This window comes from Tsuneonella mangrovi (genome assembly GCF_002269345.1).
Classification (GTDB): domain Bacteria; phylum Pseudomonadota; class Alphaproteobacteria; order Sphingomonadales; family Sphingomonadaceae; genus Tsuneonella; species Tsuneonella mangrovi.
Genome location: NZ_CP022889.1, coordinates 352,528 through 370,035, shown reverse-complemented (window position 1 = coordinate 370,035; position 17,508 = coordinate 352,528). Strand labels below are relative to the sequence as shown.

Genomic DNA, 17,508 nt, shown 5'->3' with positions numbered 1-17,508 from the left:
CATAGCGCCACCATGCGGGCTGAGGGGAACATCAGGGGCAAGGGCCTCCTCGACGGTGGGGCGCGTTTCGAACGCAAGCCCGGGCTGTTTGCCCGCCTCACTGCACCCAGCTTTCACAAGATCCTCGACGCGGTCGACACTGGGCTCGACAGCGGACGGATCATTGCCCGACTGCCGGACGGGACAACCCGGATGATTGGGGGGCGTGCCCCGGGATTCGAGGCCGAAGTCGATATCCGGGACTGGCGCGCATTGTTGCGGCTCGCCACCAACGGTTCGATCGGGTGCTACCAAGGGTTCGAAGCTGGCGAATGGGACAGCCCCGATCCGGTTCCGCTGTTCGCGCTGTTCATGGCCAACGGCGATGCGCTGGGCGACATAGGGCGGGCGAGAGGCCCGTTCCGCTGGGCTGCGCGGTTCGCGCATTGGCTCAACCGCAACACCCATGCAGGGTCAGCACGCAATATCCAGGTGCACTACGACCTCGGTAACGACTTCTATTCGCTCTGGCTCGGCGAAACGATGGCTTATTCGAGTGCCCGCTTTGCCGAGGGTGCGACGTCGCTCGATGATGCGCAAATCCGCAAGATCGCCGATGTCTCCGACAGGCTGGCGGTCGGTGGGGGCGACGAGGTGCTCGAAATCGGATGCGGATGGGGTGCGCTCTCGCGGCACATCGCGGAAGCCTACGGGGCATCGGTTACCGGCATCAGCCTTTCCGACGAGCAGCTCGCATGGTGCCGTAAGAGCTCTTCCCCCGAGAATGGATCGGTCGAATTCCGCCGTCAGGACTATCGCGATACCAATGGTCGCTATGACGCCATTGTCAGCGTCGAGATGGTCGAGGCGCTTGGCCGGGAGTACTGGCCGACGTTCATGGATTGCATCGCGCGGAACCTCAAACCGGGCGGCCGGGCAGCGATCCAGTACATCTCGATGAAGGACAGCCTGTTCGATGCCTATGCAGACAGCGCCGACTTCATCCAGGCGTACATCTTCCCGGGTGGTCTGCTGATCCGCAGTAGCGAGTTCCGGCGCCTAGCGGAGGAGCGCGGGCTATGGTGGACCGACCAGGTCGATTTCGGGCAGGACTATGCCGAAACCTTGCGCTGTTGGCGCGAACGCTTTGACGAAGCAGCAGTAGATGACCGGCTTCCCGCCGGGTTCGACGAACGTTTTGTGCGGCTTTGGCGGTTTTACCTGCAGTATTGCGAAGGCGGGTTCCGGGGTGGCGGCATCGATGTCCACCAGGTGACGCTGGTGAAGGAGGATTGATGCGTAAACTACTGGTCCCGCTGGCCGCGTTGTCGCTGGCGGCATGTGCATCGACCGGGGTAGCCGGGCATCAGCGGGATGTATTTGCCAGCAAGCCAAGTGAGCCAATCGGCGTCCGCGACCAAGGCGTGCTGTTCTGGAGCCAGGCAACGCGCGATCAGCGCTTTCGACACATGGATCGCTATTTCGCGGGATTCGACACGACACCTTCGCCGCATGCCCGCGCTCTTCCCCATGGGGCATCCTTTGGCGCCAAGACGACTGCAACGCTCGACGAATATCTCGTCGCCAATCACGCAGCCGGGATCATGGTGCTGCAGGACGGCAAGATCCGCTACGAGAAGTATGGCCTCGGGTTCGGGCCAGAAGGACGCTGGACTAGCTTCTCGGTGGCCAAGAGCTTTACTTCGACCCTGCTCGGCGCAGCGATCAGGGATGGCTACATCGCCAGCCTGTCGGATCCGGTGGTGAAGTATTTGCCGGCGCTAAAGGGGACGGCCTACGGGCCGGTCACGGTCGAACAGGTCGCAACGATGACCTCAGGTGTGAAGTGGAACGAGGACTACAGCGATCCGAACAGCGATGTTGCGAAGTTTCTTTCGATCAAACCCGCGCCTGGCGAAACGCAGGAAATAACCTACGCCAAGACACTGACCCGCGAAGCGCCTCCGGGTAAGAAGTGGGTCTACAAGACGCTCGAGACCGGGCTGCTCGGTGATATTGTGGCAGCGGCTACCGGGCAATCGCTCGATGCCTATGCAAAAAAGAAGATCGTCGATCCGGCGGGGTTTTCGGGCGGAATTTTCTGGATGACCGACGTGACCGGTAGCAATATCGGTGGCTGCTGCATTTCACTCCACCTGTCCGACTACGCCCGGATGGGCCAGTGGGTGATGGAAGGCGGCCAGCCAAGCGTGCCAAAGGGATGGTTTGCGAAGGCAGGCGCTCCGCAAGTGGGCTTCGGAGACGGTTACGGTTACGGATATCAGTGGTGGAGCTACCCCGATGGCAACTTTGGTGCGCTTGGCATCTTCGGCCAGTCGATCACCATCATCCCCGAACGCAGGATGGTCGTGGCGGTAGTGGCGGACTGGCCGAGCGCGGTCGGCGACAAGCTGGAAGCGGCGCGACGCAAGCTGATTGCCGCGTTGATCGCTGCCAACTAGCCGTCACACCATCGGACGATACACTCCGCCGCCCGAATAGCGGGCGAGGATGTTGTCGTGCACGATCGGGCTGAGCAGGTCGTCGAACGCGCAACCGGCGATCGAGTTGTCCCACCACACGACCTGCGACTGGAGCGATTCGAGCCCCGGCAGCGTCAGCCAGCAGCGCTGGCCCACGTGCAACCGGTTAATCGCTGCAGCGGAGAACCCACCGAGCGAGAGGTCGTGAACCACTGTCTGGAATGCGCGACCACCCGACACGCGCAACTGCGCGGGAATGGTGATCTTTGTGCGGGGGGCGCAGCGATCTTCCTGCGCGGCTAGCGAATAGCGATCTTCATCGGTGACCATCATTACCGTGTCCCTGAAATGACGACTTGCGACCAGTGTCGTTTCACGCACCCGTCGGCGCGCGAAGCGGTACAATGGCGTCAGTCGCATTGATGGGCGGTGGAGAGGGTTGGTTACCCGAAATTAAGCATTCGCGCGGTGGAACTGCGGAATATCGTCCTGCACGAGGGCGAGAATGCGCGACGCCACGTCCTCGGGTGGCTTCAGGGTCTCGGGGTCTTCACCGGGGTAGGCCTTGGCCCGCATGTCGGTGCGCGTTGCACCGGGATCGAGCACCACGACACGGGTATCGCCAAGCTTTTCGATCTCGGATGCGTATGTTTCGAGCAGGTTGTCGAATGCCGCCTTGGTCGCGCCGTAGGCCGCCCAGTATGCGCGCGGCTTTGCCCCGACCGAGCTGGTAAGGCCGACCACCCGCGCATGGCCTGCACGCTTGAGGAGCGGATCGACCGCCGAGATCAGCGCCTGGGTGGCGAGCACGTTGGTGGTGAGCGCTTCGTTGAACTGCTTGGGGTTGATCTGGGTGATTGGCGTCAATGTCGGCAGGAACGCAGCATTGATCACCAGGATATCGAGCTTGTCCCACCGCTGCGCCATCGCCGCTGCAAGGCGGGCGATCCCGTCGGGTTCCATCAGGTCGAGCGGAGCAATTGTGGACGAGGCGCCAGCGGCATGAATCTCGTCTTCGACCGCTTCTAGCTGCTTCACGTTGCGCCCGGTCAACACGACATGCGCGCCGGCTCCGGCAAGCGCTTTTGCCGTCGCCGCACCAATTCCTTTGCTGGCCCCGGTGACGAGCGCAATCCGACCGTCAAGCGGTTTGTTTTCGGGCATTTAAGCTACCTTGTTGACAGGAAATGAGAGCTGCGCCTCGTGCGCTTCGCGGTTCTCGAGGTCGGTCAACGACGTCGGATAGTCGCCGGTGAAGCACGCATCGCAGAACTGCGGACAACCGTTGTTGCGAGGTGCTTCCCCGACCGCGCGGTAGAGGCCGTCGATCGACACGAATGCAAGACTGTCGGCCTTGATGAACTCACGCATCGGTTCGATGTCCATCCGGGCGGCGAGCAGCTTCGAGCGCTCGGGCGTATCGACGCCATAGAAGCAACTGTGCGCGGTGGGCGGGCTGGCCACCCGGAAATGCACTTCGATGGCGCCCGCATCGCGCATCATCTCGACGATCTTCAGGCTGGTGGTGCCGCGCACGATCGAATCGTCGATCAACACGATCCGCTTGCCTTCGACAAGAAAGCGGTTGGCGTTGTGCTTGCGCTTGACGCTCGAGTGGCGCGCGCCGTCACCCGGCTGGATAAACGTGCGCCCGACGTAGTGGCTGCGGATAATCCCCAGCTCGAACGGCACCCCGGATTGCTGGGCATAGCCGATCGCGGCCGGAACGCCGCTGTCGGGCACCGGGACCACCAGGTCGGCATCGACCGGGTTCTCGATAGCCAGCTGCGCCCCGATCGCCTTGCGCGCTTCGTAGACGCTGCGCCCATCGAAGATCGAATCGGGCCGGCTGAAATAGACGTGCTCGAAGATGCACGGACGCGCCTTGTGATTACCGAACGGGTGGAGCGACTCGATCTTGCCGTCGAAACCCACCTTCACGATTTCACCCGGCTGCACCTGGCGAATGAACTCTGCACCGACCACGTCGAACGCCACGGTTTCCGAAGCGAACACGATCGCATCGCCCAGCTTGCCCATCTGCAAAGGTCGGATGCCAAGAGGATCACGGCACGCGATCATGCCCTCAGGCGTCATCACGATCAGCGAATATGCGCCTTCGATCATCCGCAGTGCATCGATCAACCGATCGGCCGTGGTCGGATACCGGCTTGTCGCTACCAGGTGGATGATTACTTCGGTGTCCGAGGTCGATTGGAAGATCGCGCCTTTGCTGACAAGTTCATCGCGCAAGGCTTGCGAATTGGAGATGTTGCCGTTGTGTGAAATGGCGAATCCGCCGGCAGCCAGGTCGGCATAAAGCGGCTGGACGTTGCGCAGACCCGCTCCGCCGGTCGTCGAATAGCGGACATGCCCCGAAGCCATGTTTCCGGGCAATTCGGCCAGCGCTTCTTGGGTGGAGAAGTTTTCTGCAACGTGCCCAAGGCCGCGTCGGTTGAAGAAATGCTCGCCGTCATACGAGCAAATTCCCGCTGCTTCCTGCCCGCGATGTTGCAGGGCATGGAGGCCAAGTGCGGTTACCGCGGCTGAATCGGCAGCGCCGATCGCGCCGAACACCCCGCATTCCTCGCGGAGCTTGTCTCCATTCGCATCTTCGAACGGATGGAAATTCATCATCGCTGGCAGACCTTGCGTGGGCGGCGCGTCACGGCACGCTCAATGGCGATGTTACGGCTCGATTACAAGGGCGGGGTGTTGCGCGTCACAACCTTTTCGCGTTGCGTGTGCGCGTTGCCACCCCTACACCGCGCGAACCCTAATAATCCTCGGACGATTATCACCCCGCCGTGCTGCTTTCTTCATTCGAATGGACCATCGCCAAGCGATACATGCTGCCGGGCAAGGGCGAAGGATTCATCGCACTGGTTGCGGGAATAAGCGTCGGCGTGGTCATGCTTTCCGTGGCAATGCTGGTCATCGTCATGAGCGTGATGAACGGCTTTCGCGCCGACCTGATCGACAAAATCGTGGGCCTCAACGGCCACGCAATCGTCCAGGCATACGGCGGCAGGCTGGATAACTGGCAGGGCGTGCTGAAGGAAATCGAGGCAACCCCCGGTGTGGTCCGCGCCAGTCCGCTGATCGAACAACCCCTGCTGGTCACTTTCCAGGGCCGGGTCGAAGGCGTGCTCGTGCGCGGCAACACACCAGCGGACATCGGGCGTCTCAAGCCGGACGTTGTCGCGGGCGATCTCGCAGCCTTGAAACCCGATTCGGGAAATGTGGCAATCGGCGCGCGGCTCGCCGAGAACCTCGGCGCGCATGTCGGAGACATGATTACGATCATCAATCCGGCAGGGCGCTCGACACCGTTCGGCACGGTGCCGCGCCAGATCGGGTATCGTGTGGCGGCAATTTTCGAGGTCGGGGTCTATGACTACGACGAGAAGTTCGTCGTCATGCCGATCCCCGATGCCCAGACCTTGCTGTTGATGGGCGACACCATCGGCATGATCGAGGTCAAGACCACCGATGCGGAGAAAGTTGGCGAGATCCTCGCCCCCGTGAAGCAGGCGCTCGCGGGCAGGGCGGTCGTTTCGACATGGAAGCAGATAAACTCCTCGCTGTTCCAGGCCCTCGAGGTCGAGCGGGTGGCGATGTTCTTCGCGCTGTCGATCATCGTCTTAGTTGCTGCATTCAACATCCTCTCGAGCCTCGTCATGCTGGTGCGCGCCAAGACCCGGGACATTGCAATCATGCGAACAATGGGCGCTACAAGACGAAGTTTGCTCAAGATTTTCGTCACGGCAGGTTTCACTGTCGGAGCAATTGGCACGGGGGCAGGGCTCGGGCTCGGCTTCCTGGTGCTGTTCTTTCGCCAGAACATAGTCGATGCGATCCAGTGGCTGACGGGAGAGAACCTGTGGGATCCTTCGGTCCGGTTCCTCTCGACGCTCCCATCGCGGCCCGATCCGGTTGAAATCATCGGCATCTGCCTGCTGGCGCTGGTGCTGAGTTTCCTTGCGACCCTCTATCCGGCGTTCAAGGCCGCAAGCACCGATCCGGTGCAGGTGTTGCGCTATGAATGATGCGCCTGTTGTCCGCCTGACCGGCCTCACGCGCTCGTTCGAGCAAGGCGGGGTGACGATCGAGGTTCTGCGCGGCGTCAATCTGGCGATCGCGCCCGGGGAGATCGTCGCGCTGCTCGGGCCGTCTGGGTCGGGCAAGTCGACGATGCTCCAGGCGGTCGGGCTGCTCGAAGGCGGGTTCAGTGGTCAGATCGAGATCGCCGGGATCGATGCTAACGCGCTTCCTGCAGATGGCCGGACGACGCTTCGCCGCGAACACCTTGGCTTTGTCTACCAGTTCCACCACTTGCTGCCGGACTTCAATGCGCTCGAGAATGTGGTCATTCCGCAGCTGGTGGCAGGGCGTTCGCGCGGCGAAGCTGAGGAAAGGGCACAAGCCATCCTCGACGCCCTCGGCCTCGGTCACCGGCTCGAACATCGGCCGAGCCAGCTTTCCGGAGGCGAGCAACAACGCGTTGCCGTCGGTCGAGCGTTGGCCAATCGTCCCCAGCTGGTTCTCGCGGACGAACCGACCGGTAACCTCGATGAACAAACTTCGGACAAGGTCCTGGCGCAGTTCCTCGAGCTGGTGCGCGGCGAAGGCAGCGCAGCGTTGGTCGCAACGCACAACGAGCGGCTTGCGGCAAAGATGGACCGTATCGTGCGGCTTCATGATGGAGTGCTGACCTGACCTGTCGCTGCCGCAGGTGCAAAGTCCGTCGATCCTAAATGGCAACTCGTCCATCTCCGGTTGATCTCTACCCGACGCACGACGATCCCCTCACCAAACAGAGGGGATAATCTATGATACCAGCGTTTGCTTCGCTCGCCGCGCTGGCTCTCGCCGTGCAATCGGCAACGCCAACGCCAAACCAGGCACCGCCTCAACCATCCTGCGCAGATGCGAATCATGCCGCATTCGACTTCTGGGTAGGGGAGTGGGACGTCTACCCCACCGGCAAGGATAACCTGGTTGCCCACAGCCGGATCGAGAAACTCTACGGCGGCTGCGCGGTGCGCGAGAACTGGATGCCGCTCAAGGGCAGCGGAGGTGGCAGTCTCAACGGCTTCGACACCAAGACCGGACTGTGGCGGCAATTCTGGATCGGGTCGTCACCAGCGGTAGTCGAATTTACCGGGGGGCCCGCCGATGGTGGCAAGATGGTGCTGACCGGATACTGGCCGCGGTTCACGCCCGACGGTAAGGACGCGCTGGTGCGCCAGACCTATACGCCGATCGACACGGACACCGTGCGGCAACATGGCGAGGCGTCGTTCGATCATGGACTGACGTGGGTAACCCGCTATGATCTGACCTATCGCCGCCGAACGGAGCCGCTACCATGACCACGATCGCCGATTTTACCGTCAACAAGCCGGATGGAACGCCGCTCGACCTGGCCGAGAAGAAAGGCAAGGTGCTGCTGGTAGTCAATGTCGCGAGCAAATGCGGCTTCACCCCGCAATACGAAGGGCTCGAGGAGCTACAGCGCAAATATGCCGACAAGGGTTTCGAAGTACTCGGCTTTCCGTGCAACCAGTTTGCCGGCCAAGAGCCCGGAAATGCGGAAGAGATCGCCAGTTTCTGCAAGCTGACCTACGACGTGACTTTCCCGATCATGCAGAAGATCGAAGTCAACGGCGACGGCGCAATCCCGCTCTATGAATGGATGAAATCGGAAGCTCCCGGGCTGATGGGAACCAAGTCGGTGAAGTGGAACTTCACCAAGTTCCTGATCGACCGCGAAGGCAATGTCGTGCGTCGTTATGCACCGAACGATGCCCCGGCGAGCATCGAGAAGGATATCGCCGCTCTGCTGTGATCTTGCCTTCCAGGGCTGTGGAGAAATCGAGCACGGTCAGGCTTAGCGAATCGCGTCCGAATTCGTAGGTTCCGACGATGGCTTACGTCCCGTTCGTCCCCTTGCGCGTCATGTCGAGCTATTCGATGCTCGAAGGGGCGATTGATCCCAAGGCAATCGCCAAAGTCGCCAAGGATCGCGGATTCCCGGCGATCGCGATTTGCGATCGAAACGGTCTCTACGGCTCGGTCGCTTTTGCCGAGGCGTGTTTCGGCCTCGGCGTGCAACCGATCATCGGCACATTGCTAGGGGTAGCGCGCGACGAGACGATCGACCACTTGCCGCTGTTTGCGCAGGATGAGACCGGATACGACAACCTCTGTGCGCTCGTCAGTAAAGCGCATCTCGAGCGACCGCTCGATTTGTCAGCGCACGTCCAGCTGGCCGACCTCGAAGGCAAGACCGATGGCCTGATCGCGCTCACCGGAGCGAACGAAGGCGGACTCACCCGGTTGTATGCCGACAGTAAATCCGACGATGCGGAAGCGCTTGCCGAACGCCTGATGGCGCTGTTTCCGGGGCGTCTCTACGTCGAGCTTGCCCGGCATGGCAGCCCGATATGCGAACGGGCCGAGGAATCGCTCGTCGCGCTCGCATACGCCCGCGACCTGCCACTGGTCGCGACCAATCCCGCCAATTTCGCCGATCCGCATTTCCACGCAGCGCACGATGCGATGCTGTGCATCGCCAATTCGACCCATCTCGATGCGCCCGAACGCCCGCGTTCGAACCCCGAGGCGTTCGTCAAATCCGGGCCGATGATGGAAGAGCTTTTCGAAGACCTTCCCGAAGCATTGGCAAACACGCTGGTGATTGCCCAGCGATGCGGCGTTGCGCCCCCGCAACGCGCTCCGATCCTGCCGAGCCTTGCCGGCGATCTCGAAGGCGAAGCCAGAGCACTGGCCGACGATTCGCGAAACGGTCTCGTCGAGCGATTGAAGCAGTATTATCCGGAGCCGCTCCACGATGAGCTTCGGTGCGCGCTCACTCACCCGGATGCCAATCTCGGCGAATTGAGTGAGGAATTCCCCTTGCTTGAGAGCGAGGGCGTGTGGGGTGAAGTCCGCGAATACAAGAAACGGCTCGAGTTCGAGATCGACATCATCGTAGGCATGGGGTTCCCGGGCTACTTCCTTATCGTTGCCGACTTCATCAAGTGGGCCAAGGATCAGGACATCCCCGTTGGGCCGGGCCGCGGTTCAGGCGCTGGCAGCCTGGTCGCCTGGGCGCTGACGATCACCGACCTCGACCCGATCCGGCTGGGGCTGCTGTTCGAACGCTTTCTCAATCCCGAGCGCGTCTCGATGCCGGACTTTGACATCGATTTCTGCGAAACGCGGCGCGGCGAAGTGATCCGCTACGTCCAGGCCAAGTACGGCCACGATCACGTCGCGCAGATCATCACATTCGGCAAGATGAAGGCCCGCGCGGTGCTGCGCGATACCGGGCGTATCCTGCAAATGAGCTACGGGCACGTGGATCGTCTCTGCAAGATGGTGCCCAATCACCCGACCGATCCCTGGCCGCTTCCGCGCGCGCTTAACGGTGTTTCCGAATTCAAGCGCGAATACGACAACGACGACGAGGTCAAGCGGCTGATCGACCTGGCGATGCAGTTGGAAGGGTTGCCGCGCAACAGCTCGACCCATGCGGCGGGCGTCGTGATCGGCGACCGACCGCTCAGCCAGCTGGTCCCACTCTACCGCGATCCGCGATCGGATATGCCGGTCACGCAGTTCGACATGAAATTCGTCGAAAGCAGCGGACTGGTGAAGTTCGACTTCCTCGGGCTGAAAACGCTTTCGGTCCTCAAGAAGGCGGTCCAGCTGCTTGCCAAACGCAAGATCGAGATCGACCTTTCGACGTTGCCGCTCGACGATCCTGCGGTGTTCGAATTGCTCAAGGTCGGCAACACTGTCGGCGTGTTCCAGCTGGAATCCGAGGGGATGCGGCGCACGCTGACGGCCGTCAAGCCGAGCAAGTTCGAAGACATCATCGCGCTGGTCTCGCTCTATCGACCGGGACCGATGGACAACATCCCGCTGTTCGGCAAGCGCAAGGCCGGCGAAGTTCCGATCGAATACCCGCACCCCAAGCTCGAGGAAATCCTAGCCGAGACCTACGGCATCTTCGTCTACCAGGAACAGGTGATGCAGGCCGCGCAGATCCTCGCGGGCTACTCGCTCGGCGACGCAGACCTGCTCCGCCGGGCAATGGGCAAGAAAAAGCAGTCGGAGATGGACGCGCAGCGCCACCGCTTCATCAAAGGTTGCGCCGAGGTGTCCGATATCCCGGCAAACAAGGCGAGCGAGCTGTTCGACTTGATCGACAAGTTCGCCGGATACGGCTTCAACAAGTCGCACGCCGCCGCTTACGCGCTGCTCGCGTACCAGACGGGATGGCTCAAGGCGCACTATCCGGAAGAGTTTTTCGCCGCATCGATGTGCTTCGACATGCACCAGTCGGAAAAGCTGGCGGTCTTCGTCGATGACGCGCGGCGGCAAGGAATCGCAGTTGAACCGCCCGATATCAACCGTTCCGAGGCCGAGTTCACCGTCGAACGGACCGACGAAGGTTATGCCGTGCGCTATGCGCTCGCCGGAGTGCGAAACGTCGGCGAGAAAGCGATGGAAGCGATTGTGGCCGAGCGCGAGGCGCATGGCTGGTTCGACACCCTTCAGCAGCTGTTCGAGCGCATTCCGCCGGGCGCGATGAACCGGCGCCAGCTCGAAGCGCTGGCCTGTGCCGGGGCACTCGATCACCTCGAGCCCAATCGCGCCAAGGTCCACGATAATGCCGAGATGCTGATGGCGGTCGCCGATGCGGCCGAACGCGAACGCTCGAGCGGCCAGCACGGCCTGTTCGGTGGTGAGGAGCACGAAGGCGAAACACTGCGACTTGCCGAGGTCGAGGAATGGTCGCGCTCGGAACGGATGAGCAAAGAACGCGAAATGTTCGGGTTCTACTTCTCCGCGCATCCAGTCCAGCAATTCCGCGAAATCGCGTCCGCCAACGGTGCACGCAGCTATGCCTCGTTGATGGAGGGCGGCGCGCCACCGGGCGGTCGCGCTCAGGCAGTGATGGCCGCGATGGTCGAGAAGGTCTCACGCGGAAAGACCCGCAAGGGTAACGACTTCATCCGCGCAGACTTTTCCGACGCGACCGGGCAATTCTCTGCCGCTTGCTTCGAAGAGGGGCTGGTCGCCAGCTTCCAGAAATGGTCCGAAGAGAGCACTTGCGTACTGCTCAACGTAGAGCTCGATTCACCCACTCCGGACGAGCCGCCCCGCATAACGGTGCGTGGCGCGCGACCGCTCAAGGACGTGAAGGCCGGCGCACGGATGCTGCTCAAGCTCGATGTGTTCGATCCGTCGGCGATCGAAGCGCTCAAGATGGAGCTCGCGCCAGGGCCGGAAGGGCGGGGCGAGGTTTGCGTGCGGCTCCGCACCGGCGAAGGGCGCGAACCGATCGTGCGGCTCGGCTGGAGTTACCACCTCGACGGCGAACTGGCCGAACGACTCGCCGCAATCGAGGGTATCGTCAACGTTTCACTGACCACACAACGCGGACAGGCGAGACTTCGGCTTGTGGCCTGACAAACCGGTTTTGCTTGCGCCGATAGTCCCTCCATTGCAGTCTTGATCCCACAACAAGCCGCCCGAACGGGCACGAGCAGTGGGAGAGAGTAATGCTCGGAGCAATGCAGGACTGGACGATGCGGGTTACGCGGGTGATCGATCACGCCGCGCGCGAGGCGGGGGCCCGCGAAATCGTCAGCCGCTGGGCCGATGGGACCGAAACACGCACCACCTGGGCCGGGATTCGCGGCGATGCGTTGAAACTGGCTCAGGCACTCGATGCTGCCGGGATCGAACCGGGCGATCGGGTCGCAAGCCTGGCGATGAACCATTCGCGACACCTGGTCAGCTGGTACGGCGTCGCAGGGATGGGCGGGGTGCTCCATACCGTCAATCCGCGACTGTTCGAAGACCAGCTCGAATACATCGTCAACCACGCCGAAGACCGTGTGCTGCTCTACGATGCGGCATTTCAGCCCATCGTCGACAGGATGCGCGACCGTTGGCCGACGGTCGAACACTACGTCTGTTACGATCCGCCCGCCGGGTCGGATGTAACCGGCTTCGAAGACTGGATTGCTGCCCATGATGGCGATTATCGGTGGATCGAAGGCGACGAGCGCGATCCTTGCATGTTGTGCTACACCAGCGGCACGACGGGCAATCCCAAGGGTGTGCTATACGAGCATCGTTCGACCGTGCTGCATGCGCTTTCAGGGTTGCAGACATCCGCGTTCAACTTCAGTCCGTCGAGCGTGATGCTTCCCGTCGTACCGATGTTCCATGCCGCCAGCTGGGGCTTGCCGTATGCCGGCGCCATGGCGGGCATCAAGTTTGTGTTTTCGGCCGTCAACGACCCGGCGGTGCTCGACGAACTGATGAAGCGCGAAGGGGTGACCGATAGCGCGGGCGTGCCGACGGTCTGGCTGGCGCATTTCCAATTCTGCGATGCCAACAACCTCGAACTTCCGAAGCTCAGGGCAGCAACCATCGGCGGCTCTGCCGCGCCGCGCTTCATGATCGAGCGGCTGATGAAGAACGGCACCCGCGTCCAGCACGCGTGGGGCATGACCGAAACCAGCCCGATCGGAACCGTCGGCGGTCCGACCACAGATTGGGACAACCTCACCTTCGAGGAAAAGGTCGAAACGACCGCCAAGCAGGGACGCCCGATTTTCGGGGTTGAGCTCCGCACGATCGATCTCGACGATCCGACTAAGGTCCTGCCGCGCGACGGAGAAACCAGCGGCGCACTGCAAATCCGCGGTCCGTGGATCATCAAGCGGTATTTCAAGGCAGAGCAGGATGCGACCGATGCCGACGGGTGGTTCGACACCGGTGATGTCGGGATCCTTCATCCCGATGGCACACTGCAACTGACCGATCGCACCAAGGACGTGATCAAGTCGGGCGGCGAATGGATCAGCTCGGTTGAACTCGAAAACGCCGCTGTCGGGCATCCCGATGTGGCCGAAGCCGCTGCCGTAGGGATGCCGCACCCCAAGTGGGATGAGCGACCCGTATTGTTCGTAGTTCGCAAGGAAGGCGCAACGATCTCGGATAGCGACGTGATCGACTACCTGAAGGACAAGGTCGCCAAGTGGTGGCTGCCCGACGCCGTCGAGTTCGTCGATGACATCCCGCACACCGCGACCGGCAAGATCAGCAAGAAGGACCTGCGCGAACGGTTCAAGGATTACACCCTCGAAGGTGCGACATGACCAATTACATCGATCCCAGTCGCGCCAATTTCGAAGCCTTCAAGGCGCTTCCGCGCGATGAACCGATCCACATGCTCAACCTGCTCAACTATCGCGAGCACGCCGAATTTCCGAACGGACACCCCAATGCCGACAAGGGCTGGAGCGGACGGCGAGCCTACGAGGAATACGGCAAGACGAGCGGCCCGATCTTCCGCCGCGTGGGCGGCAAGATCGTGTGGCGTGGCGCATTTCAGGCAATGGTGACCGGGCCGGAGACGATCCACTGGGACGATGGCTTCGTAGCCGAATATCCCGACAGCGCCGCGTTCTTCGAAATGATCAAGGATCCCGACTACCAGCTGGCCGTGGTCAACCGCACTGCCGCGCTCGTCGATAGCCGCCTGATCCGGTTCAAGCCGGGCGAAGGCGGCGGCGGTTTCTAACCGAGGATTTCGTCCATCAGGCTGAGCATCGCCGCCCAGCTCTGGCGGTCGGCGCTGGTGTTATAGCCCAGCGCTTCCATGTTGTGGCTGTCGGATTCGGGATCGGTGAAACCGTGCTTTACGCCCGAATAGACGTGCAAGTGCCAGTTGGCCCCGGCCGCGTCCATTTCCTCTTCGAACGCAGCCACCTGCTCGCGCGGAACGAGCGGATCCCGGTCGCCGTGACAAACGAGGATGCGTGGGCGGATTGTATCATCGGCACCCACCGGGCGGTCGCTGGACAGGATCCCGTGAAAGCTTGCGACCATCGCAAGGTCAGCGCCCATCCGCGCCGCTTCGAGCACCGCCTGGCCGCCCATGCAGTATCCGATCGCCATCATTGGCAAACTGCCGCGCTCGGGATGCATGGCGAAGGTGTCGAGTGCTGCGGCAATTCGGGCGCGATAGTGATCGACATCGTTGCGCAGTGCCGATCCGAGTGCGAACGCTGCAGCCCGATCGGGAACCGGTGCGCCATAGAAATCCGCCATGAATGCAAGGTAGCCCGCATCAGCCAGCATCGGCATTCGCCGCATCGCGTTGGGTGCATGATTCATGATCGTCGGGAACACAACGACCGCAGCCCGCGGCGTGCCCGAGGGGAGGGCAATGTAGCCCGTCAACGGGGTCTCGCCGTGGGCGTAATCGATCCGCTCGAGTTCGCTCATTTGTCAGGCCTCGCGATCATTCCGGCAGGAAATCGGGTACCGACAGGTAGCGCTCGCCGGTATCGTAGTTAAAGCCGAGCACGCGGCTGCCTGGTGCGAGCTCAGGGAGCTTTTGAGCGATCGCCGCGAGGGTTGCGCCGCTCGATATACCGACCAGCAGGCCTTCTTCGGCAGCGCTGCGGCGGGCCATTTCCTTGGCATCTTCCGCGCTGACCTTGATCGCGCCGTCGATCGACTGGGTGTGCAGGTTTTCCGGGATAAACCCCGCGCCGATGCCCTGGATCGGATGCGGGCCGGGCTGCCCGCCACTGATTACCGGCGAAAGTTCCGGCTCCACAGCGTAAGCCTTCATTGTCGGCCACTTCGCCTTGAGTGCCTCGGCGCAGCCGGTCAGGTGTCCGCCAGTGCCGACGCCCGAGATCAGTACGTCGATCGGACTGTCAGCGAAGTCCGCGATGATCTCCTGCGCCGTGGTGCGCGCGTGGATCGCGGGATTGGCCGCGTTTTCGAACTGCTGCGGCATCCACGAATTTTCGGTCGCTTCGAGGATCTCGGTCGCCCGCGCAAGCGCGCCGTTCATGCCCTTTTCCTTCGGTGTGAGGTCGAACTGCGCGCCATAGGCCAGCATCAGACGTCGCCGCTCGACGCTCATGCTGTCGGGCATGACGAGGATCAGCTTGTAGCCCTTGACCGCGGCCGCAATCGCGAGACCAATCCCGGTGTTGCCGCTGGTCGGCTCTACTATCGTGCCACCCGGCTTCAATTGCCCTGCTGCTTCCGCCGCCTCGATCATGGCAATGCCGATCCGGTCCTTGATCGACCCACCGGGGTTGGTCCGCTCGCTCTTCACCCACACTTCGTGGTCGGGGAACAGGCGCGAAAGGCGGATGTGCGGGGTGTTGCCTATCGTGGCGAGAACGCTGTCGGCTTTCATCGAAATGGCCTCCTAGTTGGTCGCAGTGTGTGCATGATCCTTCGGATCGAACGTGCGGGCATGGCGCAGCTCGGGAAACAGCCTCGCCCACGCAATAGTGATACCAATTGCCGCGACCCCACCGAACACTACGGCACCGACCGGACCGAGGATAGAGGCCATGATGCCCGATTCGGCCTCTCCCAGCTCATTGGATGCCGAAATAGTCAGCATCGAGACGGCACCGACCCGCCCGCGCATTTCGTCGGGCGTGTGCAACTGGATGAGCGATTGCCGGACGTAGACAGATACCATGTCGGCCCCGCCGGCAACGACCAGAGCGCCGAAACTCAGCCAGAAGTTGCGCGATAGCCCGAATGTGAGGATCGCCAGTGCGAACACGATCACCGCGAACAGCATCTTCAGGCCGACTTCGGTCTTCATCGGCTTGATCGAGAACCAGATCGATCCTGAAGCGGCACCGATCCCCATACCGGCTGCGAGCAGACCAAACCCGTCCGCGCCAACGTGCAGGATATCGCGCGCAAACACCGGGAGCAAGGCGGTCGCACCGGCCAGGAGAACTACGAACAGGTCGAGCGTGATTGCCGCCAGCACGAGTCGATTGTCACGCACGTAGGCGAATCCGTCGATTACCCGGTGGATCGGGTGGCGGTCTTTCTGGACCGGCGGCTGCGGAACCTTGCCGATGAGAAACAGCATCAACAGGCCGAATGCGAGCATTGCCGAGATCGCTCCGTACGCCACGTCCGGATGGATCGCGTAGAGGACGCCGCCGACGCTTGGGCCCGCGATCGTGCCGGTTTGCCATGCGATCGAGCTGACTGCGATGGCAGTCGGCAAGGTCTCTCGCGGGACGAGATTGGGCGCGAGGGCGGAAAATGCCGGTCCGGAGAATGCGCGCGCCACGCCTACGAGAACCGCCGCGACGAACAGGTAAGGCAGCGTAAGCGCGCCTGACCAGGTCAGGAAGCCAAGCACCGCCGCGTTAATGGTCAGAAGGGCCGACGTTCCCCGAACGATCCAGCGCCGCTCGAAGGTATCCGCGACCAGACCGACCAGCGGAGTCAGCAGGAACAGCGGGACGAATTGGACCAGCCCGATCATCCCGAGCAGGAAGGCCGCCTGCTTGATGTCGAGGGTCTCGCGGGCAATCCCGTAAACCTGCCAGCCAATGATGATCGCTTGCGCGCTGACCGCAATCGTCGTCGCCAGGCGCGCAACAAAATACGCCCGGAAATTGCCTATCTTGAGGGGATGCGGCGCGTCGCTCACGCCAAACCATGTGGCAGGACGGAGCGCGCTTGCCAAGCAAGCGCTTCGCGTCAGCCGAGAATCAAATCTTTTTTAGCGCCGACGGCGCAGGCGCGGGTTGGGCTGGAGCTCGTCGATCATCGGTACGAAATCGTCGACCCGGATGATTCGTTCGAACTGGAACCCGGCACGATCGTCACGAGTCCAGATGCAATAGGCTTCGATCCGGCCAATGTGCGGCAAGCGGATGATCACCCGATCACCACGGGCGAGACCCGAAGCATCGTCGACCATGAAGCCGTGCGCGGAGATGTTCGAGATATGCAGCTTCAGATCGCCGCGCTCATGGTGCTCGGCGATGACCGGATAATCGACCGGATGCCGCGCAGCGCGACGCAGATCGGTGACCGACAGCTGTGCTCCGACTGACATTCTCCACGTCCCTCCCTTGTGAAGTGGACGACCCTTATCGCTCGGAAAGGCTGATTTAGAGTTAACATCGGATGTCTCAAAATGAGACAATAGGCTGTTAATTAT

The 17,508-nt window shown here is 61.9% G+C and carries 16 protein-coding genes; 9 read left to right on the top strand and 7 right to left on the bottom strand.

What is annotated here, in order from left to right; translation table 11 throughout:
• Positions 1-12: 12 nt before the first annotated feature.
• Complete coding sequence (locus tag CJO11_RS01785) at positions 13-1,275, top strand: SAM-dependent methyltransferase (protein WP_095011174.1); 1,263 nt, start codon at positions 13-15, stop codon at positions 1,273-1,275.
• Positions 1,275-2,441: a serine hydrolase domain-containing protein gene (locus tag CJO11_RS01780; RefSeq protein ID WP_095011173.1), complete on the top strand. Its 1,167-nt coding sequence runs from the start codon at positions 1,275-1,277 to the stop codon at positions 2,439-2,441. The genes CJO11_RS01785 and CJO11_RS01780 overlap by 1 nt, the downstream gene beginning before the upstream one ends.
• A gap of 3 nt (positions 2,442-2,444) precedes the next feature.
• On the opposite strand, the gene CJO11_RS01775 is transcribed toward CJO11_RS01780, so the two are convergent.
• The 3 genes from CJO11_RS01775 to purF form a co-directional block, all read right to left on the bottom strand.
• The gene (locus CJO11_RS01775) at positions 2,445-2,795 is read right to left on the bottom strand and encodes a PilZ domain-containing protein (protein WP_095011172.1); all 351 of its coding nucleotides are present in this window, start codon (positions 2,793-2,795) and stop codon (positions 2,445-2,447) included.
• A gap of 120 nt (positions 2,796-2,915) precedes the next feature.
• Positions 2,916-3,626 carry an SDR family NAD(P)-dependent oxidoreductase gene (locus CJO11_RS01770; protein ID WP_095011171.1) on the bottom strand — a complete coding sequence of 237 codons (711 nt, stop codon included), beginning with the start codon at positions 3,624-3,626 and terminating at the stop codon, positions 2,916-2,918.
• Positions 3,627-5,099, bottom strand: a complete 1,473-nt coding sequence (gene purF / locus CJO11_RS01765) for an amidophosphoribosyltransferase (RefSeq protein WP_420823142.1) — start codon at positions 5,097-5,099, stop codon at positions 3,627-3,629.
• Between the two features lie 170 nt (positions 5,100-5,269).
• Here purF and CJO11_RS01760 point away from each other — a divergent pair, with 170 nt between their 5' ends.
• The 7 genes from CJO11_RS01760 to CJO11_RS01730 all read left to right on the top strand — a co-directional run bounded on the left by CJO11_RS01760 (position 5,270) and on the right by CJO11_RS01730 (position 14,076).
• The gene (locus CJO11_RS01760) at positions 5,270-6,511 is read left to right on the top strand and encodes a lipoprotein-releasing ABC transporter permease subunit (protein ID WP_095011170.1); all 1,242 of its coding nucleotides are present in this window, start codon (positions 5,270-5,272) and stop codon (positions 6,509-6,511) included.
• Positions 6,504-7,181, top strand: a complete 678-nt coding sequence (locus tag CJO11_RS01755) for an ABC transporter ATP-binding protein (protein ID WP_095011169.1) — start codon at positions 6,504-6,506, stop codon at positions 7,179-7,181. The genes CJO11_RS01760 and CJO11_RS01755 overlap by 8 nt, the downstream gene beginning before the upstream one ends.
• Positions 7,182-7,294: 113 nt before the next feature.
• Positions 7,295-7,837 carry a DUF1579 family protein gene (locus tag CJO11_RS01750; protein WP_095011168.1) on the top strand — a complete coding sequence of 181 codons (543 nt, stop codon included), beginning with the start codon at positions 7,295-7,297 and terminating at the stop codon, positions 7,835-7,837.
• Positions 7,834-8,313, top strand: coding sequence for a glutathione peroxidase (locus tag CJO11_RS01745; RefSeq protein WP_095011167.1), 480 nt, complete (start codon positions 7,834-7,836; stop codon positions 8,311-8,313). Before CJO11_RS01750 ends, CJO11_RS01745 begins: the two co-directional genes overlap by 4 nt.
• 77 nt (positions 8,314-8,390) lie before the next feature.
• Positions 8,391-11,948 (top strand): DNA polymerase III subunit alpha, encoded by a 3,558-nt coding sequence (gene dnaE, locus CJO11_RS01740; RefSeq protein WP_095011166.1) that lies wholly within the window; start codon positions 8,391-8,393, stop codon positions 11,946-11,948.
• A 92-nt stretch (positions 11,949-12,040) separates the two neighbouring features.
• Positions 12,041-13,651, top strand: coding sequence for a long-chain fatty acid--CoA ligase (locus tag CJO11_RS01735; RefSeq protein WP_095011165.1), 1,611 nt, complete (start codon positions 12,041-12,043; stop codon positions 13,649-13,651).
• On the top strand, positions 13,648-14,076 hold the full coding sequence (locus tag CJO11_RS01730; RefSeq protein ID WP_095011164.1) for a DUF1330 domain-containing protein: 429 nt from the start codon (positions 13,648-13,650) through the stop codon (positions 14,074-14,076). The genes CJO11_RS01735 and CJO11_RS01730 overlap by 4 nt, the downstream gene beginning before the upstream one ends.
• Here the strand turns inward: CJO11_RS01730 and CJO11_RS01725 are convergent.
• From CJO11_RS01725 to CJO11_RS01710, 4 genes are all read right to left on the bottom strand, one after another.
• Positions 14,073-14,783 carry a dienelactone hydrolase family protein gene (locus CJO11_RS01725; protein ID WP_095011163.1) on the bottom strand — a complete coding sequence of 237 codons (711 nt, stop codon included), beginning with the start codon at positions 14,781-14,783 and terminating at the stop codon, positions 14,073-14,075. The genes CJO11_RS01730 and CJO11_RS01725 overlap by 4 nt on opposite strands.
• A 16-nt stretch (positions 14,784-14,799) precedes the next feature.
• Entirely contained in the window at positions 14,800-15,717 is a 918-nt protein-coding gene (gene cysK / locus CJO11_RS01720; RefSeq protein WP_095011162.1) for a cysteine synthase A, read from the bottom strand.
• A 12-nt stretch (positions 15,718-15,729) separates the two neighbouring features.
• Positions 15,730-16,992: an MFS transporter gene (locus tag CJO11_RS01715; RefSeq protein WP_095011161.1), complete on the bottom strand. Its 1,263-nt coding sequence runs from the start codon at positions 16,990-16,992 to the stop codon at positions 15,730-15,732.
• 72 nt (positions 16,993-17,064) lie between these two features.
• Positions 17,065-17,403: a PilZ domain-containing protein gene (locus CJO11_RS01710; protein WP_095011160.1), complete on the bottom strand. Its 339-nt coding sequence runs from the start codon at positions 17,401-17,403 to the stop codon at positions 17,065-17,067.
• Positions 17,404-17,508 lie beyond the last annotated feature (105 nt).